The organism is Nocardioides sp. T2.26MG-1 (assembly GCF_950101795.1).
GTDB lineage: Bacteria > Actinomycetota > Actinomycetes > Propionibacteriales > Nocardioidaceae > Nocardioides.
Map to the genome: position 1 here is coordinate 1 of NZ_CATNLZ010000034.1, position 21,930 is coordinate 21,930.

The 21,930-nt window shown below is 71.7% G+C and carries 24 protein-coding genes; 12 read left to right on the forward strand and 12 right to left on the reverse strand.

What is annotated here, in order from left to right:
* Positions 1-522: 522 nt before the first annotated feature.
* A complete protein-coding gene (locus QQZ14_RS20260) occupies positions 523-1,908 on the forward strand; it encodes a choice-of-anchor P family protein (RefSeq protein ID WP_284536223.1) in 1,386 nt (461 codons plus the stop codon).
* A 67-nt stretch (positions 1,909-1,975) separates the two neighbouring features.
* On the opposite strand, the gene QQZ14_RS20265 is transcribed toward QQZ14_RS20260, so the two are convergent.
* On the reverse strand, positions 1,976-2,929 hold the full coding sequence (locus QQZ14_RS20265; RefSeq protein ID WP_284536224.1) for an LCP family protein: 954 nt from the start codon (positions 2,927-2,929) through the stop codon (positions 1,976-1,978).
* Complete coding sequence (locus tag QQZ14_RS20270; RefSeq protein ID WP_284536225.1) at positions 2,929-3,522, reverse strand: hypothetical protein; 594 nt, start codon at positions 3,520-3,522, stop codon at positions 2,929-2,931. Before QQZ14_RS20270 ends, QQZ14_RS20265 begins: the two co-directional genes overlap by 1 nt.
* 174 nt (positions 3,523-3,696) lie before the next feature.
* On the opposite strand from QQZ14_RS20270, the gene QQZ14_RS20275 reads away from it, so the two are divergent.
* Positions 3,697-7,455, forward strand: a complete 3,759-nt coding sequence (locus QQZ14_RS20275; RefSeq protein ID WP_284536226.1) for a multifunctional oxoglutarate decarboxylase/oxoglutarate dehydrogenase thiamine pyrophosphate-binding subunit/dihydrolipoyllysine-residue succinyltransferase subunit — start codon at positions 3,697-3,699, stop codon at positions 7,453-7,455.
* A gap of 14 nt (positions 7,456-7,469) precedes the next feature.
* Positions 7,470-7,646 (forward strand): DUF6104 family protein, encoded by a 177-nt coding sequence (locus tag QQZ14_RS20280; RefSeq protein ID WP_284536227.1) that lies wholly within the window; start codon positions 7,470-7,472, stop codon positions 7,644-7,646.
* Positions 7,647-7,652: 6 nt separating this feature from the next.
* Here QQZ14_RS20280 and QQZ14_RS20285 read toward each other — a convergent pair whose 3' ends face one another.
* Together QQZ14_RS20285 and QQZ14_RS20290 are read right to left on the reverse strand one after the other, a co-directional pair.
* Positions 7,653-8,207, reverse strand: a complete 555-nt coding sequence (locus QQZ14_RS20285) for a TetR family transcriptional regulator (RefSeq protein WP_284536228.1) — start codon at positions 8,205-8,207, stop codon at positions 7,653-7,655.
* Complete coding sequence (locus QQZ14_RS20290; RefSeq protein ID WP_284536229.1) at positions 8,200-10,473, reverse strand: arylsulfatase; 2,274 nt, start codon at positions 10,471-10,473, stop codon at positions 8,200-8,202. The genes QQZ14_RS20285 and QQZ14_RS20290 overlap by 8 nt, the downstream gene beginning before the upstream one ends.
* Positions 10,474-10,535: 62 nt before the next feature.
* Here QQZ14_RS20290 and QQZ14_RS20295 point away from each other — a divergent pair, with 62 nt between their 5' ends.
* A complete protein-coding gene (locus QQZ14_RS20295) occupies positions 10,536-11,186 on the forward strand; it encodes an acetoacetate decarboxylase family protein (protein ID WP_284536230.1) in 651 nt (216 codons plus the stop codon).
* A 14-nt stretch (positions 11,187-11,200) separates the two neighbouring features.
* The gene (locus QQZ14_RS20300; RefSeq protein WP_284536231.1) at positions 11,201-11,614 is read left to right on the forward strand and encodes an MmcQ/YjbR family DNA-binding protein; all 414 of its coding nucleotides are present in this window, start codon (positions 11,201-11,203) and stop codon (positions 11,612-11,614) included.
* 130 nt (positions 11,615-11,744) lie between these two features.
* Here the strand turns inward: QQZ14_RS20300 and QQZ14_RS20305 are convergent, their stop codons facing one another.
* Positions 11,745-11,963 (reverse strand): hypothetical protein, encoded by a 219-nt coding sequence (locus tag QQZ14_RS20305; protein ID WP_284536232.1) that lies wholly within the window; start codon positions 11,961-11,963, stop codon positions 11,745-11,747.
* A gap of 46 nt (positions 11,964-12,009) precedes the next feature.
* Between QQZ14_RS20305 and QQZ14_RS20310 the strand changes: the two genes are divergently transcribed.
* A complete protein-coding gene (locus QQZ14_RS20310; RefSeq protein ID WP_284536233.1) occupies positions 12,010-12,660 on the forward strand; it encodes a TetR family transcriptional regulator in 651 nt (216 codons plus the stop codon).
* On the opposite strand, the gene QQZ14_RS20315 is transcribed toward QQZ14_RS20310, so the two are convergent.
* The 4 genes from QQZ14_RS20315 to QQZ14_RS20330 form a co-directional block, all read right to left on the reverse strand.
* The gene (locus tag QQZ14_RS20315; RefSeq protein ID WP_284536539.1) at positions 12,657-13,328 is read right to left on the reverse strand and encodes an SDR family oxidoreductase; all 672 of its coding nucleotides are present in this window, start codon (positions 13,326-13,328) and stop codon (positions 12,657-12,659) included. The genes QQZ14_RS20310 and QQZ14_RS20315 overlap by 4 nt on opposite strands.
* Positions 13,329-13,330: 2 nt before the next feature.
* Positions 13,331-14,308, reverse strand: coding sequence for a zinc-binding dehydrogenase (locus QQZ14_RS20320; RefSeq protein WP_284536234.1), 978 nt, complete (start codon positions 14,306-14,308; stop codon positions 13,331-13,333).
* 10 nt (positions 14,309-14,318) lie between these two features.
* Complete coding sequence (locus tag QQZ14_RS20325) at positions 14,319-15,509, reverse strand: NAD(P)-dependent malic enzyme (protein WP_284536235.1); 1,191 nt, start codon at positions 15,507-15,509, stop codon at positions 14,319-14,321.
* A 116-nt stretch (positions 15,510-15,625) separates the two neighbouring features.
* Positions 15,626-15,961 (reverse strand): S24 family peptidase, encoded by a 336-nt coding sequence (locus tag QQZ14_RS20330; RefSeq protein WP_284536236.1) that lies wholly within the window; start codon positions 15,959-15,961, stop codon positions 15,626-15,628.
* A gap of 94 nt (positions 15,962-16,055) precedes the next feature.
* Here QQZ14_RS20330 and sodN point away from each other — a divergent pair, with 94 nt between their 5' ends.
* The 3 genes from sodN to QQZ14_RS20345 all read left to right on the forward strand — a co-directional run bounded on the left by sodN (position 16,056) and on the right by QQZ14_RS20345 (position 17,860).
* Positions 16,056-16,457: a superoxide dismutase, Ni gene (sodN, locus tag QQZ14_RS20335; protein WP_284536237.1), complete on the forward strand. Its 402-nt coding sequence runs from the start codon at positions 16,056-16,058 to the stop codon at positions 16,455-16,457.
* A 163-nt stretch (positions 16,458-16,620) separates the two neighbouring features.
* Complete coding sequence (locus tag QQZ14_RS20340) at positions 16,621-17,049, forward strand: anti-sigma factor (protein WP_284536238.1); 429 nt, start codon at positions 16,621-16,623, stop codon at positions 17,047-17,049.
* 1 nt (position 17,050) lies between these two features.
* The gene (locus QQZ14_RS20345; RefSeq protein ID WP_284536239.1) at positions 17,051-17,860 is read left to right on the forward strand and encodes an RNA polymerase sigma factor SigF; all 810 of its coding nucleotides are present in this window, start codon (positions 17,051-17,053) and stop codon (positions 17,858-17,860) included.
* A gap of 112 nt (positions 17,861-17,972) precedes the next feature.
* On the opposite strand, the gene QQZ14_RS20350 is transcribed toward QQZ14_RS20345, so the two are convergent.
* Positions 17,973-18,359, reverse strand: coding sequence for a hypothetical protein (locus QQZ14_RS20350; protein ID WP_284536240.1), 387 nt, complete (start codon positions 18,357-18,359; stop codon positions 17,973-17,975).
* A 226-nt stretch (positions 18,360-18,585) separates the two neighbouring features.
* Here QQZ14_RS20350 and QQZ14_RS20355 point away from each other — a divergent pair, with 226 nt between their 5' ends.
* On the forward strand, positions 18,586-18,837 hold the full coding sequence (locus QQZ14_RS20355) for a WhiB family transcriptional regulator (RefSeq protein WP_011755173.1): 252 nt from the start codon (positions 18,586-18,588) through the stop codon (positions 18,835-18,837).
* Between the two features lie 28 nt (positions 18,838-18,865).
* Here the strand turns inward: QQZ14_RS20355 and QQZ14_RS20360 are convergent, their stop codons facing one another.
* Positions 18,866-20,341 carry a sensor histidine kinase gene (locus tag QQZ14_RS20360; RefSeq protein ID WP_284536241.1) on the reverse strand — a complete coding sequence of 492 codons (1,476 nt, stop codon included), beginning with the start codon at positions 20,339-20,341 and terminating at the stop codon, positions 18,866-18,868.
* 83 nt (positions 20,342-20,424) lie between these two features.
* On the opposite strand from QQZ14_RS20360, the gene QQZ14_RS20365 reads away from it, so the two are divergent.
* Complete coding sequence (locus tag QQZ14_RS20365; RefSeq protein WP_284536242.1) at positions 20,425-21,276, forward strand: DUF2785 domain-containing protein; 852 nt, start codon at positions 20,425-20,427, stop codon at positions 21,274-21,276.
* On the opposite strand, the gene QQZ14_RS20370 is transcribed toward QQZ14_RS20365, so the two are convergent.
* A complete protein-coding gene (locus QQZ14_RS20370) occupies positions 21,263-21,580 on the reverse strand; it encodes a helix-turn-helix domain-containing protein (RefSeq protein ID WP_284536243.1) in 318 nt (105 codons plus the stop codon). The two genes, QQZ14_RS20365 and QQZ14_RS20370, sit on opposite strands and share 14 nt — an antisense overlap.
* A 113-nt stretch (positions 21,581-21,693) precedes the next feature.
* Here QQZ14_RS20370 and QQZ14_RS20375 point away from each other — a divergent pair, with 113 nt between their 5' ends.
* Positions 21,694-21,924, forward strand: a complete 231-nt coding sequence (locus QQZ14_RS20375) for a hypothetical protein (protein ID WP_284536244.1) — start codon at positions 21,694-21,696, stop codon at positions 21,922-21,924.
* Positions 21,925-21,930: the final 6 nt, after the last annotated feature.

The window sequence follows — 21,930 nt, forward strand, 5'->3', positions numbered from 1 at the left end:
CCACCACGACCCCACCTGGGCCACCGGCGGCAACACCAACACCAAACACGGCCGACTGCTCTGCCCAAAGCACCACGCCAGAGCCCACGACCCCCACTACACGACCACCCACCTCCCCAACGGCAAGATCGCCTTCACCCGGCGCACATAGACCGACGGCAGGTCGGAAGCTCCCCAGGGTTGACGCGACGATCCCGACGGGGCGATGCTCCCTGCACCAGTGGTCGCCGATCCGCTGCCGTCCCTTCGAGGATGCGCGTCGATCGGCCCCAGAGACACCAGTTCCAGGACGTCGGGCGATGAAAACGGCCGACCGGCCGCCGGGTTACGCGGCGGTACGAAAACGGCGCGATTGGTCTTGACCGGCGCCCGATTTCTCGTGCGACCCTCTCCCCAGGACCCCGGCGCGCACGCACAATCGTCGCCACAACGTCTCGGTGGGACCACCGACATGGGATCAGCAAGCCGCGGCCGACGGAGGGACGCAGCGGCTCGGGCAACGAAAGCAGGACACCAGTGAACATGTCCATCAAGAGGGCGATCGCCTCGCTCGCCGTCTGTGGCGCCGGCCTCGCAGGCGCCCTCGTCATCGTCCCGCCGGCGACCTCGGCCTCACCCGACTCGGGTCGGGCCGAGCGGTCGGCGCCCACAGTCACGAACCTCGGCTACAAGGCCACGGTCTACGGCACCAAGCTCCTCGTCGACGGCGTCGAGGTGCGCAACCTCAAGGACGCCTTCGCCCAGCAGCGCTGTACGCGTCGGGTCGGCCTCGAGGAGGTCGCCAACTCCGTGCTGTCGCTGCCCGATAACCCCCTGATCCAGGGCGGCCTGACCAAGAGCTACACCCAGACCTACCGCAAGGGTGGCGTCCAGGGAGTCCGCGGCATCAGCACCATCGCGGATCTCGAGCTCGGCGGCGAGTTCCAGGGCGTCCAGACGCCGACCCTGAAGCTCGAGGGTCTGACGTCGACGGCCGACGCGTTCCGCAGAGCCGACGGGAGGTTCGGCCACGCCGAGGACTTCAGGTTCACCGGCCTCTCGATCGGCAACCTGCCCGAGCAGATCCCCGCCGAGCTGCAGGACCTGCTCGACATCCTCGGGTCGGCCACGGGCGACCTCGTCACCCAGGTCCTCGACCTGCTGACCAGCATCACCGGCAGCACCATCGAGATCCCGGGCCTGGGCAGCATCGGCCTGGCCGGGGTGAAGTCCGGCAACGCGACCGCCCACTCCGCGACCTCCCAGAGCTACGCCCTGCGCCTGCGGGTGACCGCGACCGGACACCCGACCGAGATCACCCTGGGCCGGGCCCGCACTGCCGTCACCTCCCCCGTCCCCGCCGGCGTCTTCCAGTCCCGCGCCATGGGGCTGGAGCTGTTCGGCAACAACGGCCTGATCCGGCTCGGCGGGCTCCAGGAGCAGGCCATCCCGTGCTCGGGCACCAAGGGCGTCACCCGGCACCACCGGATCGCCGACGTGCCGGTGCTCGGCGGCCTGGTGAGGCTGACCGGGATCGACTATGCCGTGATGGGCGACCAGAGCCGCAACGGCTCCGCGCGGGGCCTCGTGTCCACCGACATCGGCGCCCTCGAGATCCCGTCGCTCGGCCTCGTGATCGACGGCATCTCCTCCAAGGTCGCCATGCGCAAGCCCGCCGACACCACCAAGGTCAAGCGCACGATCTCGACCAGCCTGGCCAAGATCGTGCTCAACGGCGAGGAGCTCCCCCTGCCCAAGCCGGGCCAGAGCATCGACCTCGGTGACGGCAACGTCCTGCAGTACCGCGTGGTCAAGCAGAACTGGACCGGCGCCGAGGTCAAGGCGATCGTGCTGACCCTGCCGGGTCTGATCCCGGGCGGCTCGATCCTCGAGCTCGGCTGGGCCGGCGGGCACATCACGCCCAACTGACCCCTGCGGAAACCCCGGGTCGTACGACGCACCACTCCCGACGATCGGGCACGGCTGGTCCAGCGGATCAGCAGTGCCCGATCGTCGCGTCGTTGCGCGCGTCGTTGCCGAGCCGGCGAGCCATCGACACCGATGGGATCACCACGCTCGCACCGCCGACGTTCCCGATACCGCCCTGCACCACGCAGGTCGTGATCTTGTGGGGGTCGACGTGCGCCACCACCTGCGCGAGCCGGAACAGCTCGGCGGGCGAGAGGTCGGTGTACAGGTGCTCCATCACCGACAGCACGCCGCGCTCGATGAAGCCCGGCACGTGGGAGCGGGCGCGCACCTTCGCCTGGATGCCGCGCAGCACCCGCTGCTGGTTGGCCGACCGGTCGAAGTCGCCGCGGATCAGGTTGTGCCGGATCCGCGAGAACGCCATCGCGCCGTACCCGCCGAGGTGGATGCGGCCCTTCCGGAAGCCGGCGGGGTTCAGGTACGGGTCGTCGAACGCGACGGGGTTCTGGACGTTGATGCCGCCGATGTCCTTGATCATCGCCTGGAAGAACTTGAACCGGCTGATGAAGACGTAGTCGGGCTGGATGCCGACCAGGTTCCCCACGGCCTGGCCGAGCACCCGCGGGCCACCGAAGTACAGCGCCGCGTTGATCTTGTTGTAGCCGTGGCCGGGGATCGAGACCCAGGAGTCCCGCGGCACGCCGATCGCCGTGGCCGCGCCGGTGCGCGAGTTCATGCCGATCAGCTGCAGCGCGTCCCCGCGCGTGCGGGTCATGTCCTCGCCCGGCCGGGCGTCCGAGCCGACCGCGAGGATCCACACCACGTCGGGCGTCAGGTCCACACCGTCGGCGCGGTTGACCTTCACCAGCGCGACGTCGGTGCTCTTGACGGCCGAGGCCGGCACGACGAGCGCCGCCACGGCGAGCATCAGCCCGACCGTGACGAGACGCACGGCCTTGCGGTAGCGGGTCGTCGCCGACCCGGTCGCCGGCGTCAGATCCGGCCTCGTGTCAGGTCCCATCACCGGGCTCCCTTCGTGACGTCGTAGCCGAACACGCGCCACCCGCGCTCGGTGTGGGTGAGGTAGAGCCGGCCCTGCACGGTCACCGTGCGCTCGAGGTCGCCGGTGGTCCTGAACCCGAGCGCCACGTGCGCGGTGACCCCGACGGCGCGCTTGCGCACCGCCAGGACGTCGAGCCGCACCCGGCTGCGACGGGCCTCGACCCCGTCGATCCGGCCGCCGATGTCCTCGTTGCTCATCAGCGCCCGGTCTCGGTGCGCCTCCTGCTGGGCCCCGGGGGTGAAGCCGGGCCAGGATCGGGAGAAGTCGCGCCGCGGGTAGTCGCCGTCGAGGTACGCCGCGGCGGTCCAGCCGTCGACGACGTCGCCGATCTGGTCGGCCAGCCGGCCGCGCACTTGTTTCGGCAGGGTGCCGGTGACGCGGCCGAACGTCACGGCGGTCTCGACGGCGGGCGCGCCCGAGGCCCCGGGGGCGCTCGGGGCCGCGCCCGGTTCGTCGGGTTCGTCGTCCCCGCCGCTGCAGGCGCCGACCCCGAGGGTCAGCACCAGCACGGCCAGGGTCGACACGTAGGCTCGTCGTACGGATGTGGTCATGGCTCCCGCCCCTCTCTGAGGTGCCGTCGAACGGCAGTGTCCGCGACCGCGATGTGGCTCGACGCACACCACGCCGAAATGCCACTGAGACAGTCTGCATTTGCTGGGTCGGGGGACTAGCCTTGAGGACTGAACTACTCCCCCGCGCACGCATCGGAAGAGGCGAAAGTACCCGTGCCGCAGTCCAAAGGCAGTGAATCCGACGTTCCCCCAGCCCAGTTCGAGGGGTCCGACTTCGGAGCCAACGAGTGGCTCGTGGAGGAGATGTACGACCAGTACCAACGCGATCCGGACAGCGTCGACGCGACCTGGGTGACGTACTTCAAGGCCAACAACGGCGGCACGAACGGCGCCAACGGGGCGACCAAGACCGCCCCCGCCAAGCAGGCCACGGCCCAGCCGGCCGCCCCTCAGCAGACCAGCACGGAGCAGGCCGCCGCGTCGGCCCCGGCCGCGCCCGCTGCTGACAAGCCGGCCCCGGCGCCGGTGGCCAAGCCGCGCCCGAGCGCCAAGGCCGCCGAGCCCGCCAAGGGCACCACCAACCCGGTGCCGAAGGAGAAGCGTCCCGCCGCCCCGGCCCCGGCCAGCGACGAGCCCACCTACACCGTGCTGCGGGGAGCTCCGGCCCGGACCGCGCAGAACATGGACGCCTCGCTGAGCGTGCCCACGGCCACCTCGGTCCGCTCGGTCCCGGTCAAGCTGCTCTGGGACAACCGCATCGTCATCAACAACCACCTCGCCCGCGCCCGCGGCGGCAAGGTGTCCTTCACCCACCTGATCGGCTACGCGCTGGTCAAGGCGGTCCGGTCGATGCCTGCGATGAACGTCGGGTTCGACACCGTCGACGGCAAGCCCAACCTGATCACCCCGGCCCACATCAACCTCGGCCTGGCGATCGACGTGCAGAAGTCCGACGGCAGCCGCCAGCTCCTGGTGCCCAGCATCAAGGCCGCGGAGAAGATGGACTTCGCCGCGTTCTGGACGGCCTACGAGGACGTCGTGCGCAAGGCGCGTGACAACAAGCTGACCGTCGAGGACTTCCAGGGCACCACGATCAGCCTGACCAACCCGGGCGGCATCGGCACCAGCCACTCGGTCCCGCGGCTGATGAAGGGCCAGGGCGCGATCATCGGCGTCGGCGCGATGGAGTACCCGCCCGAGTGGCAGGGGGCGTCCGCGGACGCGATCGCGCGCAACGCGATCAGCAAGGTCATGACGCTGACCTCGACCTACGACCACCGCGTCATCCAGGGCGCCCAGTCCGGCGAGTTCCTCAAGCGGGTCCACCAGCTGCTGCTCGGCCAGGACGGGTTCTACGACGAGATCTTCCGGTCCCTGCGGATCCCCTACGAGCCGATCCGCTGGGCCAGCGACATCTCGACCAGCCACGACGACGAGATCAGCAAGCAGGCCCGGATCCTGGAGCTGATCCACGCCTACCGGGTCCGCGGCCACATGATGGCCGACACCGACCCGCTGGAGTACCGCCAGCGCAGCCACCCCGACCTCGAGGTGGAGTCCCACGGACTGACGCTGTGGGACCTCGACCGTGAGTTCGCGACCGGCTCGTTCGGCGGCGAGGGCCGCCGCTTCATGAAGCTGCGCGCGATCCTCGGCATCCTGCGCGACTCCTACTGCCGCACCACCGGCATCGAGTACATGCACATCATGGATCCCGAGCAGCGCCGCTGGATCCAGGAGCGGGTCGAGCAGCCGCACACCAAGCCGCCCCGCGAGGAGCAGCTCCGCATCCTGCTCAAGCTCAACCAGGCCGAGGCGTTCGAGACGTTCCTGCAGACGAAGTTCGTCGGCCAGAAGCGCTTCTCCCTCGAGGGCGGCGAGACCACGATCCCGGTGATCGACGAGATCTGCGAGGCGGCCGCGGAGGCCGCGCTCGACGAGGTCTGCATCGGCATGGCCCACCGTGGCCGGCTCAACGTGCTCGCCAACATCGTCGGCAAGAAGTACTCCCAGATCTTCCGCGAGTTCGAGGGCAACATCGACCCGCGGACCGTGCAGGGCTCCGGCGACGTGAAGTACCACCTCGGCGCCGAGGGCGTGTTCGAGGCCGGCTCCAAGGACCGGATCAAGGTCTCGGTCGCCGCCAACCCGTCGCACCTCGAGGCCGTCGACCCGGTGCTCGAGGGCATCGCCCGCGCCAAGCAGGACGTGCTCGACCGGGGTGCGGCGTACCCCGTGCTGCCGCTGCTGGTGCACGGCGACGCGGCGTTCGCGGGCCAGGGCGTGGTCGCGGAGACGCTGAACCTCTCCCAGCTGCGCGGCTACCGCACCGGCGGCACGATCCATCTGGTCGTCAACAACCAGGTCGGCTTCACCACCTCCCCCGGCTCGTCGCGCTCCTCGCTCTACTGCACCGATGTCGCGCGGATGGTCCAGGCGCCGATCTTCCACGTCAACGGCGACGACCCCGAGGCGTGCATCCGGGTGGCGCGGCTCGCGTTCGAGTACCGCCAGGCGTTCAACAAGGACGTCGTCATCGACCTCGTCTGCTACCGCCGCCGCGGCCACAACGAGGGCGACGACCCGTCGTACACCCAGCCGCTGATGTACGACCTCATCGAGCAGAAGCGCTCGGTGCGCAAGCTCTACACCGAGTCCCTCATCGGTCGTGGCGACATCACGATCGAGGAGGCCGAGCAGGTCCTGCGTGACTACCAGCAGCAGCTGGAGCGCGTGTTCACCGAGGTGCGCGAGGCGAGCTCGCAGCCCTCGGAATGGACCACGGTTCCCGACTACCCCGACAAGCCCGCCGGCGAGACCCAGACCGCGGTCGGCCCGCACGTGCTGAAGCGGATCGCCGACGCCTACGTCACACCGCCCGAGGGCTTCACGGTCCACCCGAAGGTGATGCCGCAGCTGCAGCGCCGGGCGGCGGCGATCGCCGACGGCCCGATCGACTGGGGCACGGGCGAGGTCCTCGCGTTCGGCTCGCTGCTGATGGACGGTCGTCCGGTGCGGCTGGCCGGCCAGGACTCGCGCCGCGGCACGTTCGTCTCGCGGTTCGGCACGATCATCGACCGGGTCAACGCCGACGAGTGGACGCCGCTCACCTCGCTGACCGAGGACCAGGCGAAGTTCTACATCTACGACTCGCTGCTCTCCGAGTACGCCGCGCTCGGCTTCGAGTACGGCTACTCCGTGGCCCGCCCCGAGGCGCTGGTGCTGTGGGAGGCGCAGTTCGGCGACTTCGTCAACGGCGCCCAGACCGTGATCGACGAGTTCATCAGCTCCGGTGAGAGCAAGTGGCGCCAGCAGTCCGGCGTCGTGCTGCTGCTCCCCCACGGCTACGAGGGCCAGGGCGCCGACCACTCCTCGGCGCGGATCGAGCGGTTCATGACGATGGCCGCCGACGAGGCGTTCGTGGTCGCCCAGCCGTCGACGCCGGCGTCGTACTTCCACCTGCTGCGCCAACACTCGCTCGGCGAGGAGCACCGGCCGCTGATCGTCTTCACGCCGAAGTCGATGCTCAAGCGCAAGGAGGCGGCCTCCCAGCCGGCCGACTTCACCGAGGGGACGTTCCGGCCGTTCGTCGCCGACGGCGGCGCGGACGCCGACCGGGTCGACACGCTGCTGCTGTGCTCGGGCCGCGTCACGTGGGACCTGATGGTCGAGCGGGCCAAGCGCGAGGACGGCGAGCGGTTCGCGATCGCCCGGATCGAGCAGCTCTACCCGCGCCCGGAGGCCGAGATCCGCGCGGAGATCGCCCGCTTCCCGAAGCTCAAGGCGGTGCGCTGGGTGCAGGACGAGCCCGCCAACATGGGTCCGTGGCCGCACTACCAGCTCAACGTCTGGCCGCACGTCGACGCCCAGGTCGAGCTGGTCTCGCGGCCCGAGTCCTCCTCTCCCGCGGTCGGCACGGTCAAGCGCCACACCGAGGAGCAGAAGGACCTCATCGCCCGCGCGTTCAGCTGACCGAGGAGCCAGCGTTGTACTTCACCGATCGCGGCATCGAGGAGCTCGAGAAGCGCCGGGGTGACGAGGAGGTCACCCTGGCCTGGCTCGCCGAGCGGCTCCAGGAGTTCACCGACACCCACCCGGAGTTCGAGACCGCAGTGGAGCGGTTCGCCACCTGGCTGGCCCGCCTGGACGACCCCGACGACTGACGGCGCTCAGGCGAGGGCGGCGAACCCGTCCGCGACGTGGTCGGCCAGGTCGCCCCCGGTCCGCAGCCAGGCGGTGACCGCGGCGCGGAAGACCGCGATGCCGACGGCGGCCAGCACCTCGGCGTCGCGCTCGCCCCGCTCCGCCAGCGCGGACGCGAGCGTGCGCTCCCACGACACGAGCGCGTCGAGCAACCGGCCGCGGACCAGCACCGAGCGCGCCGCCGCCCGCTCGCGCAGCGCGACCCGGTCGCGATCGGCGGCGAACCCGCCCGCGAGCGCCAGCACCGCCGCTCGAACCAGGTCGAGGCGAGCCTCCTCGGCGACGCCGACCGCGGCGCGCACCTCCTGCTCGCGCACCGAGCGGCCCATGTCGAGCACCTCGTCCTTGGTGGCGAAGTAGCGGAAGAACGTCCGCGGCGAGACGCCCGCGTCGGCGGCGATCGAGTCCACCGAGGTCTCGTCGTAGCCGTCCTGGGCGAACCGGCGCAGCGCCGCGTCCTCGAGGGCCCGGCGGGTGTCGGTCTTGCGCCGCTCACGGCGGCCCCGCGGTGGCTCAGTCACTCGACACGGCCGCCCGCAGCCGGGTGTCGTCGTCCGGCTGGGCTCCCGGCCGGCCACTGCGCAGCTCGACGCGGTCCAGCCGGCCCGTGAACGCGAACGGCGGCCGGTAGTCGGCGCTCACCGGCAGACCGCGGTCCCGGCCGACCAGCAGCCCGGCGCCCGCGGTCGTGAGGTTGGGGAAGAACACCAGCCCCGGCAGGGCAGCCTGGGCCACGTCGTGGCCGTCGACGGCGAGCACCACCCGGGCATCGCCGCCCGGCTCGTAGCGGAGCCCGACGACGTGCGCTCCCGGCGGCACCGGGTCCGCAGCGGCGACCCGGACGGCTCCGTCGAGCAGCGCGAACGTCGCGACCGGGCGGCCCGCGAGCAGGTACAGCGCCCATCCGCCGTGCCGGTCGCCGAGCGCGGTGACGACCCCATCGGCGCCGCCGTCGGGGACCTCGACGTACGCCGTCAGCGTGAACCCACCGAGCACGGCGGGCAGCTGGCTCTCCTGCACCGGGCCGCCGCCCGGCCGGTAGACCGCGGCTGCCGGCCGCGGGAACTCCCCGGGGTGCAGGTGCGCCATCGACTCCGGGAACTCGAAGAGCGGCAGCACCTGGTTGCGCCCGGCCTCCGCCCACCACAGCTCCTCGAGCCGCCGGACCCGGTCCGGGTGCTCGTCGGCGAGGTCGTGCGCCTCGGAGAAGTCCTCGGCGAGGTGGAACAGCGACCAGCGGTCGGTCGCGAAGTCGAAGCTGCCGGTCAGGTGGGTGCGCTCGTCGAACTGGTTGGTGACGTGGTCGGTCACGGCCTTCCAGCCGTCGTGGTAGATCCCGCGGGAGCCCATCATCTCGAAGTACTGCAGCACCCGGGGGTCGGCGGCCCCGGGATCCGCGAAGGTCGCGAGCATCGAGGCGCCGTCCAGCGGCTGCTGGGTGACGCCGTCGACGGTCTCGGGCGGCGTGATGCCCGCGGCGTCGAGCACCGTCGCGTAGAGGTCGACGGCGTGGCAGAACTGCGGGCGTACGCCCCCGGGCTCCGCGAGCCGGTCGCCCCAGCGCACGATCAGCGGGGTGCGGACGCCGCCGAGCCACGCGTAGCGCTTCCAGAGCCGCAACGGGGTGTTGCCCGCCCACGCCCAGCCGAACGGGTAGTGGTTGTTGGCCGCCGGCCCGCCGATCTCGTCGAGGTGCTCGAGCGCGTCGTCGACGGTCTCGGTGAGCCCGAGCCACCCAGCGGCCTCGTTGAGCGTGCCCGTCGGTCCGCCCTCGGCGCTGGCGCCGTTGTCGGAGAGGATCATCAGCAGGGTGTCGTCCGCGATGCCCAGCTCGTCGAGGGTGTCGAACAGCCGGCCCAGGTGGTGGTCGGTGTGGGCCATGAACCCGGCGAAGACCTCCATGTAGCGGGCGAAGAGCCGCCGCTCGTCGGCCGAGAGGCCCTCCCACTCCGGCACCCACGGCGGACGCTCGGTGAGCACGGTGCCCGGCGGCACGACGCCCTCGGCGAGCTGGCGCTCGAACGCGCGCTCGCGCCAGACCTCCCATCCGGCGTCGAACGCGCCGCGGTACGGCGCCACCCACTCCTCGGTGACCTGGTGCGGCGCGTGCGCGGCCCCGGTGGCCAGGTAGCAGAAGAACGGCTTGCGGGCCTCCGCCTGCTGCTGGTCCTGGATCATCCGGATGGCCTGGTCGACCAGGTCCTCGGTGAGGTGGTAGCCCTCGTCCGGGGTGCGCGGCGGGTCGATGTGCGTGTTGTCGCGGACCAGCTCGGGAGCCCAGTGGTTGGTCTCGGCCCCGAGGAACCCGTAGTAGCGCTCGAAGCCGAGGCCGAGCGGCCAGCGCTCGAACGGGCCGGCGGCGGAGTACTCGGCCTGCGGGGTCAGGTGCCACTTGCCGACCGCCATCGTGTTGTAGCCGTGGTCGCGCAGCACCCGCGGCAGCATGGCCGCGGACCGGGGGATCCGGCCGTGGTAGCCGGGGAAGCCGAGGGCGGCCTCCTGGGTCACGCCCATGCCGACCGCGTGGTGGTTGCGGCCGGTGAGCAGGGAGGCGCGGGTCGCGGAGCACACCGAGGTGACGTGGAAGCGCTGGTAGCGCAGGCCGGCGGCGGCGACCCGGTCGATGTTGGGGGTCGCGAAGCCAGCGCCGAAGCAGCCGAGCTGGGCGAACCCGACGTCGTCGACCACGACCACGACGACGTTGGGCGCGCCCGCGGCCGCGCGCGGGTAGCCGACGAAGCGGGGCTCGGAGGTGGCGACACGGGTGGTGAGGCGCTGGCTCGGCACCCGCGGATTGTGTCACTCGACTGCCACTTCTGTCTGCGGCCCGGGTGCGGCAGGATTCCCTCATGGCCGAGCAGACCACCCAGCCCGATCCGCACCAGTCCCCCTCGACGGCGTACCCGCCCGCACCCTGGCAGATGGTGGGCCAGCTCTGGCTCTCGCTGTTCCGGCTCCGCGAGCCGGTCAACGCGCTGCGCCCGGCCGGGATCTACGGCGCCGCGTTCGTGAGCTACGAGCCCGGCAGCCCGCTGACCTACTCCGAGCTGCTGGTCGCCCGCCCGGTCAGCACCGACCGCCACGGCCGCCGGGTCAGCATCACCGACATCTGGGTCGACTCCCCCGCCTCCGTCGCCGGTGGCCGCGAGCTGTGGGCGATCCCCAAGGGGCTGTGCGACTTCGAGCTCGAGACGGTGCGCCGCGGTCCCCTCTCGACCACCGAGTGGTCGGCGAGCCTGGGCCGGCGCCCGATCGCGAGCGCGTCGTTCACCGACGTCTCGAAGGCGATGCTGCGGGTGCCGTTCAAGGGCGGCACCTGGCAGCCCGGCATCGAGGACACCGGCGGCGAGGAGCGGACCGCGACGCTGCAGGGCTCCTCCAAGGCGCTGCCCTGCCGTGGCCGCTGGGACTTCGCCGCCGACGGGCCGCTGGGCTGGCTGCGCGACGCCCGGCAGCTCGCGTCGTTCCGGCAGGCCGACTTCCGGATGTCCTTCGGCTGAGCCCGGTCCGAGCCGTGCCGCGACGCGTGGAGCCCGAGCCGGACGTCGTACGCCGGATCGGCGCCATCGCCCTCGCCCTCCCCGACGCCTACGAGGAGGACGCGTGGACCGGCGTGCGCTGGCGGGTGCGGAAGAAGACCTTCGCGCACGTGATGGTCGCCCAGGAGGGCTACGAGTCGGCGTACCGCGACATCACCGGCGACCCGGAGCAGCGCACGGTGCTCACCTTCCACGCGTCCGGTGACGAGCTGCTGGCCCTCACCCACGCGGGGCTGCCGTTCTACAAGCCGCCGTGGTCGGCCACGATCGTCGGTCTCGTCCTGGACGAGGACACCGACTGGACCGAGGTCGCCGAGCTGGTGACCGAGAGCTTCCGCTGCTGCGCGCCGCAGAGGCTGGTGCGGCTGCTGGACACCCCCGCGACGTGACGGTCGCGCGGCGCGGCCCCGGGAGCCGCCGCTGCGTGAGGGGGGCGCCGGGGCCTTGCCGCGCAGAGAGTGTGTGCCCGACCACACCGGCCACCGAACTCACCCGATCGGGTGGACTTTGACCCGCGGCCTACTCGGAGGGCGGCGAGATCTCGTGCTCGGCCGCCGCCTTGCGAGCCGAGTCGCGGATCTCGAAGACCTCGGTGGCGAAGCCGCCCACGGCGGACGCGACGTCGCGGACCGCCCCGGTGACGATCGTGGCGACCTGTCCGACGGTGGACGCGGCGGCCTCGACGGTGCCCTGGACGGCGTCCTTGCGGATCTCGGACTTGCTGAGGCGGTCGCGCATGGCACCAGTCGATCACAGGACGGCGGCGCCTACTAGGGTGCCGGGCATGCCTGGTGAGGAGGCGGGGAGCGAGCCGCTGTCGCGCGTGGCGCGCAAGGAGCGCACCCGGCGGGCCATCCTCGACGCGGCGCTCGACCTGTCCTCCGAGAGCACGATGGCGGCGCTGTCGCTGCGCCAGGTCGCCAAGGAGGTCGGCATCGTGCCGACCGCGTTCTACCGCCACTTCGACTCGGTCGAGGCGCTCGGGGTCGCGCTGGTCGCCGAGTCGTTCGTGTCGCTGCGGACGATGCTGCGCGACATCCGGCAGGGCGACCCGGCGCTCGCCGACATCGTCGACCGGTCGATCACGATCCTCGTCGAGCACGTGCACCACCACCGGGCCCACTTCGCGTTCATCGCCCGCGAGCGCGCGGCCGGCCCGCCGGCGGTGCGCCGCGCGATCCACGACGAGATCGAGCGGTTCGAGCACGAGCTGGCCGCCGACCTCGCCCGGCTGCCGGGCACCGACGTGTGGTCGGCTCGCGACCTCGAGGTGCTGTCCAACCTGATCGTGACCGCGATGGTCGCGACCGCCGAGGCGATCCTCGGCGCGGCCGGCGACCCGGACGCCGAGCGGCGGCTGGTCGAGCAGGCGCAGCTGCAGCTGCGGATGGTGCTGATCGGCGCGCTGAGCTGGCGCTCCGAGACGAACGGCTAGGCCGGCCTGACCACCACCTCGGGGACCGTCGCGTCGCGGGGCAGGTCGAGCAGGTGCAGGATCGTGTCAGCGACGGTCTCCGGCCGGATCCACTGCCCGGCGTCGTACTCCTTGCCCTCCTGCTCGTGCACCTTCTCCTGCATCGGGGTGGCGGTGCGGCCGGGGAAGACCGTGCTCACCCGGACACCGGTCGCCGCCTCCTCGCCGCGCAGCGAGTCGGCGAGGGCCCGCAGGCCGTGCTTGGAGGCGGCGTACGCCGCCCACCTGGGGTGGGCGGTCAGGCCGGCGCTGGAGTTGACGAAGACGACCGTGCCGCGGGCCGCCCGCAGAGCCGGCAGGGCAACCCGGGTGAGCGCGGCCGGAGCGACCAGGTTGACCCGCAGCTGGGTGGCCCAGTCGTCGACCGAGAGCTCCGCGACCGGGCCGAGCTCGACGATGCCGGCGGCGTGGACGACCGAGTCGAGGCGCTCGGGGAGCGCCAGCGACTCCACGGCCTCCGGCCGGGCGAGGTCGGCGACCAGGACCGTCGCGCCGGCGCACGCCGTGCGGAGCTCGGCCGCCCGCTCCTCCGAGCGAGCCAGCAGCACGAGCTCGTCGCCGCGCTCGTGCAGCCGCCGGGTGAGCGCCGCGCCGATCCCGGACCCGGCGCCGGTGACGAGGTGCCGCATGGTCACCGGGTGAAGACGATCTTGCCGAACTGCTCGCCCCCGAGCATCGCGGCGAACCCCTCCCGCGCCTCGGTCATCGGGATGGTCCGGTCGATCAACGGCCGCACGCCGGTCGCGTCCAGCATCGTGACCAGGTCCGCGAGCTCGCCGCGGGTGCCCATGGTCGAGCCGATCACACTCAGCTGCAGGAAGAAGATCCGGGTCAGCTCGGCGTCGTCGAGGTCGGGCCCCGACGTCGTGCCGGAGGTGACGATCCGGCCACCCGGGCGCAGCGAGCGGATCGAGTGCGACCAGGTCGCCTTGCCGACGGTCTCCATGACCGCGTCGACCTTGACCGGCAGCCGGGCACCCGACTCGAACACCTCGTGGGCGCCGATCTCGAGGGCCCGGGCGCGCTTGGCCTCGTCGCGGCTGGTCGCGAGCACCCGCAGGCCCGCCGCCCGGCCGAGCACGATCGCGGCGGTCGCGACCCCGCCGCCGGCGCCCTGCACCAGGACGGTCTCACCGGCCCGCAGCTCGCCGCGGGTGAACAGCATCCGGTAGGCCGTCAGCCACGCGGTGGGCAGGCACGCCGCCTCCTCGAACGACAGCGTGGGCGGCTTGGGCACGACGTTGCTGCGGGGTACGGCGACCTGGTCGGCGAACGTGCCCTGGTAGCGCTCGGACAGCAGCGACCGCCTCGGGTCGAGTGTCTCGTCGCCGACCCACGCCGGGTCGCTGATCACGGCGTGCACGACGACCTCGTTGCCGTCCTCGTCGTACCCCGCGGCGTCGCAGCCGAGGATCATCGGCAGCGCCTCCGCGCGCAGGCCGACGCCGCGCAGCGAGAACAGGTCGTGGTGGTTGAGCGAGGCGGCCTTGACCGTCACCGTCGTCCACCCGTCGGGGACTCCCACCTCGGCCGGCTCGGGCCGCTCTCCTACCTGCAGGGCGGAGAGCGGGTCGTTCGGGGCGGACCGGTCGGCGTAGACGGCGAACATTCTCCTGAACCTACCGTCGAGCGACGCCGTCGCGGCGAGCGGCGTCCGCCACCGCCGCCGCGACCGCCGGTCCGACCCGCGGGTCGAACGGCGAGGGGATCACCATGTCCTCGGCGAGCGCGTCGCCGACCAGGTCGGCCAGCGCCTGGGCGGCCGCGACCTTCATGCCCTCGGTGATCGCGGTCGCGTGCACGTCGAACGCGCCCCGGAAGATGCCGGGGAACGCGAGCACGTTGTTGATCTGGTTGGGGAAGTCCGAGCGGCCGGTGGCGACCACGCGGGCGTGCCGGTGGGCGACGTCGGGGTGCACCTCGGGAGTCGGGTTGGCGAGCCCGAAGATGATCGCGTCGGGCGCCATCGTCGCGACCCACTCCTCGGGCACGGTGCCGCCCGAGACGCCGATGTAGACGTCGGCATCGACGAGCACGTCGGCGAGGGTGCCGGTGCGGCCGGTGAGGTCGGCGGTCATCACGGCCAGCGCGCGCTTGACCGGGGTGAGGTCGCCGCGCACGGAGTTGAGGACGCCCTTGCGGTCGGTGACCGCGAGGTCCTTGATGCCGGCCTCGAGCAGGATCTTGGCGACCGCGACGCCGGCGGCGCCGGCCCCGGAGATCACGACCCGCGTCGACTCGGGGTTGCGCCCGGTGAGCTTGAGCGCATTGGTGAGCGCGGCGAGCGTGACGACCGCGGTGCCGTGCTGGTCGTCGTGGAAGACCGGGATGTCGAGCATCTCCTTGAGCCGGTCCTCGATCTCGAAGCAGCGCGGCGCGGAGATGTCCTCGAGGTTGATGCCACCGAAGCTCGGGGCGAGCCGGGCGACGGTCTCGATGATCTCCTCGGCGTCGGTGGTGTCGAGGCAGATCGGCACCGCGTCCACGCCACCGAACTGCTTGAACAGCACCGCCTTGCCCTCCATCACCGGCATCGCCGCCGCCGGGCCGATGTCACCGAGGCCGAGCACGGCCGTCCCGTCGGTGATGACCGCGACGGTGTTGGGCACCCACGTGTAGGACTGGGTCAGCGAGGGGTCCGCGGCGATCGCCTCGCACACCCGGGCCACCCCGGGGGTGTAGGCCAGCGACAGGTCGTCGGGACCGTCGAGGGCGACGGTCGACCGCACCGCCATCTTGCCGCCCACGTGGAGGTCGAACACCGGGTCGCCGGCGTACGGATTGGGGCTCGCAGACTCTGTTTCGGCCATGACCTGATCTGACTCTCCAGTGGGGACGGCGGTGGGGGGAGGCCGGGCTCGACGCGCAGGGGTGGTGCGCGGAACCACGGTCCTCGGGGTTCTCCCGCGGCCAGTCTCGCACAGCGTCAGAGGCGACGCGGTCGCGGCCAGATCCTGGCCACCGTGACCGCGATCACGTCGGCGTCGGGCACCGGCCCCCGGTGCCGCGAGTCGACGCCGGCGTCCGGGTCCTCGCTCAGCAGCCACCACCCGGGCTCACCGGAGGGCGTCGTACGCCGCTCGGTCGCGCGCTTGACCGCCACGGTGCCGTCGGCGAGCCGGGCGATCACCACCGCACCGGGCCGGACCGCCCGCCGGTAGGACACCAGTAGCCGGTCGCCGGGGGCGAGCAGCGGCGCCATCGAGCGGCCGCGCACCACCGCGAACCCCCAGCGGGAACGCCGTCCGTCGGGGTGTTCCACGGCGGAAGACGCGTCTCGTCCTCGTCCTCGCACGCGGAGTAGTGTCGCAGTCGACCCTTCAGGACCACCCAGACACCACGACGAGAGGAACCGCATGTTTGCGCGACTGTTCGCCCCCACCCTCGAGGTCTCGGCCCACTGCGACCTCCCCTGCGGCGTGTACGACCCGGCCCAGGCCCGGATCGAGGCGGAGTCGATCAAGGCCATCATCGCCAAGGTCGCGGACAACGACGACCCGGACTTCCGCACCCGCGCGATCCTCATCAAGGAGCAGCGCTCCGAGCTGGTCAAGCACCACCTCTGGGTGCTGTGGACCGACTACTTCAAGCCCCCGCACTTCGAGAAGTACCCGCAGCTGCACACGCTCGTGAACGAGGCCACCAAGCTGGCCGGCGCCTCCGGCACCAAGGGCGAGCTCGACGCCGGCAAGGCCGACGAGCTGCTCGCGAAGATCGACGAGATCGCGGAGATCTTCTGGGAGACCAAGAAGGCCTGAGCGCAGCGGAGGCCGTCGGGCGAGCAGGCCTGAGCGCCACGCCGTACCGACTGTTAGGAGGGGCCGGCCCCCGGGTACCGCACCCGGAGGCCGGTCCCTACTAGTCTTCGGCCAGTCCCCCGGGCACCGCCCAGTCCAGACTCTCCACCCGAAGGACGGCGACATGTCATCGATCGGCGCACAGGCCGGCGCGGCCACGAGTGACGACGAGCGCGCCGACGTCGAGCTGAGATTGCCCGCCGACAGCGCCTACGCGTCGGTGCTGCGGACCACCACCGCCGGACTGGCCGCCCGGCTCGACTTCCCCATCGACGACATCGAGGACCTGCGGATCGCGGTCGGCGAGGCGAGCGCCATGGTGCTGCCCGAGGCACGCCCGGACTCCGACCTGGTCTGCCGCTTCTACATGAACCCCGGCGAGCTGACGGTGCGGATCGGGGTGGAGGTGGACCACGAGGTCGTGCCCGACGAGGACAGCTTCGCCTGGCAGGTCCTGACCACCCTGGCGAGCGGGGCGGTTGCCGAGAACTCCGGTGGTGTCTACGCCATCTCCGTGACGATGGAGTCAGGGCTGCCAGGGGCCGGCATCTGAGATGTTCGCGACGGGGGACGACGACATCGATCTCGACGCCCCGACAGGGGTCGAGCTCACGCGGCGCCGCAGCGCCGAGCTCTTCGCGGTGTTCCGCGACGACGAGGCCTCCGCGGCCGCGCGCGACACCGCACGGGAGGACCTGGTGCACCTGCACCTGCCGCTGGTCGAGCACTGCGCGCGCCGGTTCCGCAACCGCGGCGAGCCGCTGGAGGACCTGGTGCAGGTCGGCACGATCGGCCTGATCAAGTCCGTCGACCGGTTCGACTCCGACCGTGGCGTGGAGTTCTCGACGTACGCGACCCCGACGATCATCGGCGAGATCAAGCGCTACTTCCGCGACAAGGGCTGGGCGATCCGGGTCCCCCGGCGGCTGCAGGAGCTGCGCATGCAGATCGGCTCGGCGACCGCCGAGCTCACCCAGTCGCTGGGCCGCTCCCCCACCCCCCGTGAGCTGGCCTCCGCGATCGGCTGCACGGTCGAGGAGATCGTCGAGGGCATCGAGTCCGGCAACGCCTACTCGACGCTCTCGCTCGACGCGACCGACGACGGCGAGGACAGCACCGCGACCATGCTCGACGCGATCGGGATCGACGACGCCGGACTCGAGCACGTCGAGATCCGGGAGTCGATCAAGCCGCTGCTGGACCGGCTGGAGCCGCGGGAGAAGAAGATCCTGCTGCTGCGGTTCTTCAGGAACATGACGCAGTCGCAGATCGCCGACGAGATCGGCGTCTCGCAGATGCACGTGTCCCGGCTGCTCAACCGGACCCTCGAGCAGCTGCGGGCCTCCCTGGAGGAGACCAGCTGAGCAGGACGCGCCAGCGGACTGCTCGAGGGTGGTCGAGCGAGCGGCGCGACTGAGCCTGCGAAGTCGCGACCAGCGTGTCGAGACCCATCCGCTGACGCGGAGCGACCGACGCTCAGTCCTCCTCGTCGGAGAGCGCCTCGATGCTGGACGGCGCGAGGAGACCGGCGAGCACCACCAGGGCCGCCACCGCCAGCGCGATCGCCACCAGCGTGGTGTCGGCACCGCGGAAGCTCCACGCCACCCCCAGCTGGATCAGCTGGGCCAGCACGATCGGGCTGCGGGCCCAGGAGTGGCCCCGGGTGATCGCGCGGGCACAGACGAGCAGCAGCCCGCCGTACACCGCGAAGAACGCGCCGGTGGTGACCGCGACCGCCACCCGGTCCGAGGAGACGTTGACCAGCTCGAGGACGGCGTAGCCGAGCAGCAGCACCGCCTCCACGGCGACCAGGGAGGCGGCAGCGACCAGCGGCGCCGGGTTGGGTGGACGGCGTAGAGTCACGGGTGGAGCCTAGAAGAGCCCGGCGACCGCCCTGGTCGCGGCCGGCACGTGCGTGACTGCTGTGACGAAACCGACCGCTGGCAGGGCTTGTTTAACGGTCCAAAGGTTGCCACCCTTGGTGGGCGCTCGTGAATGCGTTCACTTCGCTGTGCCCCGATGGGGCACCGCAGGTCTTGTCTGCCCCTGACCTGCACGATCAGTCGTAGGAAAGAGGGATTCCCCAGCCATGGATTGGCGCCACCGTTCGGCCTGCCTCGACGAGGACCCTGAGCTGTTCTTCCCGATCGGCAACACCGGTCCGGCCATCCTCCAGATCGAGGAGGCCAAGCAGGTGTGTCGCCGCTGCGAGGTGCGCGAGCAGTGCCTGGCCTGGGCCCTCGAGGCCGGTCAGGACCACGGCGTCTGGGGTGGACTCAGCGAGGACGAGCGTCGCGCGCTGAAGCGCCGCAACGCTCGCGCCCGGGTCCGCACCGCCTGATCCGGCTGCTCCGGCTGTTCCAGGGGGTTCACTCCAGGGGGATGTCCAGCGCGGCCCGCGTGCCCACGCCCGACGGGCCCGGGCCGAGCTCCAGCTGACCGTCGAGCTCGGACTCCACGAGCGTCCGGACGATCGAGAGGCCCAGGTTCGTCGACGAGTCCAGGTCGAAGCCCGGGGGCAGGCCGCGACCGTCGTCGTCGACACTCACGTGCAGGCGGCCCACCAGCCGGCGCACGGTGATCCGGATCTCACCGGCCACGTCGGGGTCGTGGCCGTCATACCCGTGCTCGACGGCGTTCTGCATCACCTCGGTCAGGACCATCGCCAGCGCGGTGGCCATGTCGGAGGACAGCACGCCGAACGACCCGTCGCGGACCACCCGCACCCGGCTGCCCAGGGCGCTCACGTCGGTGACCATCCGGCCGAGCGGGTCCATGATGTCGTCGAAGTCCACGTGCTCCTCGACCGACTGGCTCAGCGTCTCGTGCACGATCGCGATCGAGCCGACCCGGCGCACCGCCTCCTCGAGCGCCAGGCGGGCCGACTCCGAGTCCATCCGCCGGGCCTGGAGCCGTAGCAGCGCCGCGACCGTCTGGAGGTTGTTCTTCACCCGGTGGTGGATCTCGCGGATCGTGGCGTCCTTGGTGACCAGCTCGCGGTCCCGGCGCCGGAGGTCGGTGACGTCACGCACCAGGATCAGCGCCCCGATGTGGTCGCCCTGCGGGCGCAGCGGGATCGAGCGCACGATCAACGAGACCGTGTCGGTGCCGATCTCGGTGTCGCGGTAGGCGCGCCCGCCGAGCACGGCGCTCAGCGTCTCCTCGTCCGGGCGGCGGCGCGGCGGGACCAGGTCGCGGGTGAGGTCGGCCAGCGACACTCCGGCCAGGTCGCCCGCGAGGCCGAGCCGGCGGTAGACCGACAGCGCGTTCGGGCTGGCGTACTCCACCCGCCCGGTGGCGTCGACGCGGAGGAAGCCGTCCCCCACCCGCGGCGAGTCCGCGTGGTCGCTGCGCTGCCCGGTCGCCGGGAAGTAGCCGTGGGCGATCATCTGGGTGAGGTCGGCGGCACTCTGCAGGTACGACAGCTCGAGCCGGCTGGGCGTGCGCACCCCGAGCAGGTTGGTGTTGCGGGCGACCACCGCGATCACCCGGCCCCCGCGGCGCACCGGGATCGTCTCGACCCGCACCGGCACGTCGTCGCGCCACTCGGGGTCGCCCTCGCGGACCAGGCGGCCCTGCGCGTACGCCGCGTCGATCAGGGGCCGGCGGCCGACCGGCACGAAGGTGCCGATCACGTCGTCGACGTACGCCGTCGGGCCGGTGGTCGGGCGCATCTGGCCGGCCGCCCAGTAGCCCTTCTCCTCGCGGTCGGGCAGCCACAGGACCAGGTCGGCGAAGGACAGGTCCGCGATGATCTGCCAGTCCGCCTGGAGCAGCTGCAGCCAGGCGACATCCTGGTCGTCGAGGTCGGTGTGGCTGCGCACCAGCTCGGTGAGGGTCGGCACCTCGCAAGCGTAGGGGGCCCGCCGGGTCGATCACCCGTGGACCGGCGGTGGACGTCTCGCCGGCCTTTGGCAGGATGGGGTCTATGTCCGGGTCATACTGGCGACAGGTGCACGCAGACGGGCTCGCGGTCCCGTCGGACCGGCCGCTCGACGACCTGACCGCTGAGCTCACACGCATGCTCGGCGATCCCGACCCCGCACTGCGGGACGGGACCGCCTATCCGACGCTCACGACGTGGATCGATCGCGGGGTGTACGACGACCTGCTGGCCGGCCTCGGCGACGGCATGGCGATGGGGCTCCTGGTGGGCCTCGGCGAGCAGGGCACCGACACGGTGTTCCGGCGCAGCTTCTCGGCGCTGGTCCTCGGCGAGTGCATCGCCCGCGACAACCGGCGCCCGCTGCTGCCCGGTGGGAAGATCCTCGAGTGGGGCGACCGGCTGGCGACCTGGCTGCTGCGCGAGCGGGACCTGCGCGGCTGGGTGCCCGGCAAGGGGTGGGCGCACGGGATCGCCCACGGTGCGGACGCCCTCGCGATCCTCGCCAGCTCACCGCACCTGGCCACGCCCGAGCTGACCGTGCTGATCGACGTGATCGCCGACCGCGTGCTGCTGCCGGTCGACCGGCTGTTCACCTCCGGCGAGCCGGACCGGCTCGCGTTCGCGACGATGAACGTGCTGCGCCGCAACGTGGTGCCGCTGCGCGTGCTCGAGCCGTGGATCGCCCGGCTGGCCGGCGCGGCCGGCACCCGCTCGTCGTACAACGACCGCGACCCGTACCTCGCCGGCGGCAACGCCGAGGCGTTCCTGCGGGCGCTCTACCTCCAGCTCTCGCTCGGCAGCCGGCCGCCGCAGATGCGCTCCGACCTGCTCCTGGTCGTCCTCGACGCGCTGAAGTCGACCAACGCGGCGTACCTCACTCTTACGGGTGAGTAGCAGGCTCAGGAACGGCGGCTGCGGTCCCGTCGGGAGACGGGTGGCCAGCGCCCCGGAGTGGCCCCCCATCTCGTAGCCAGTCCTCGTCGACGTCGAGCTGCTCGGCGATGTAGCGCAGCATCGCCGGCTTCTGCGCCGGCCCGCTCGCGCCGTCCTCCCAGTTGCGCCACGTCTGGCCGGACACGCCGACGCGCATGGCGGCTTCCTTGGCCGAGATGCCCCCGGCGTGGGCTCGAGCGATGGCGAGCCTGATCTCGAACGTGTCGGCGGGGATCCGACGTTCGTCCTGCGGCTGTGTCGTCATGCCTTCAGCATGGCGCAAGACGCGGGCGTCTGCCAAAGATCCTGGCAGAAAAACAGGCGTGTCTTTTGCCAAGGTCCTTGCGCTAGATTCTTGGTTATGGCAAGGTCTTAGGCATGGCCAACAAGACCCGCACCTACCTCCTCGTGGAGGAGCGCCTGGGGAAGTCCTTGAGTCGCTACGTCACCGCGGCTCGACGACAGACCCCCAAGAGGTCGTGGAACGCGATCGCTCGCGAGCTGCACGAGAAGACCCAGGTCGCTGTCACCAGCGAGACGGTCCGCCTCTGGTTCTACGAGATGGAGAAGGACCTCGAGTCCGGGCCCATCGCCGCCAAGAGCGCCTGACCACCA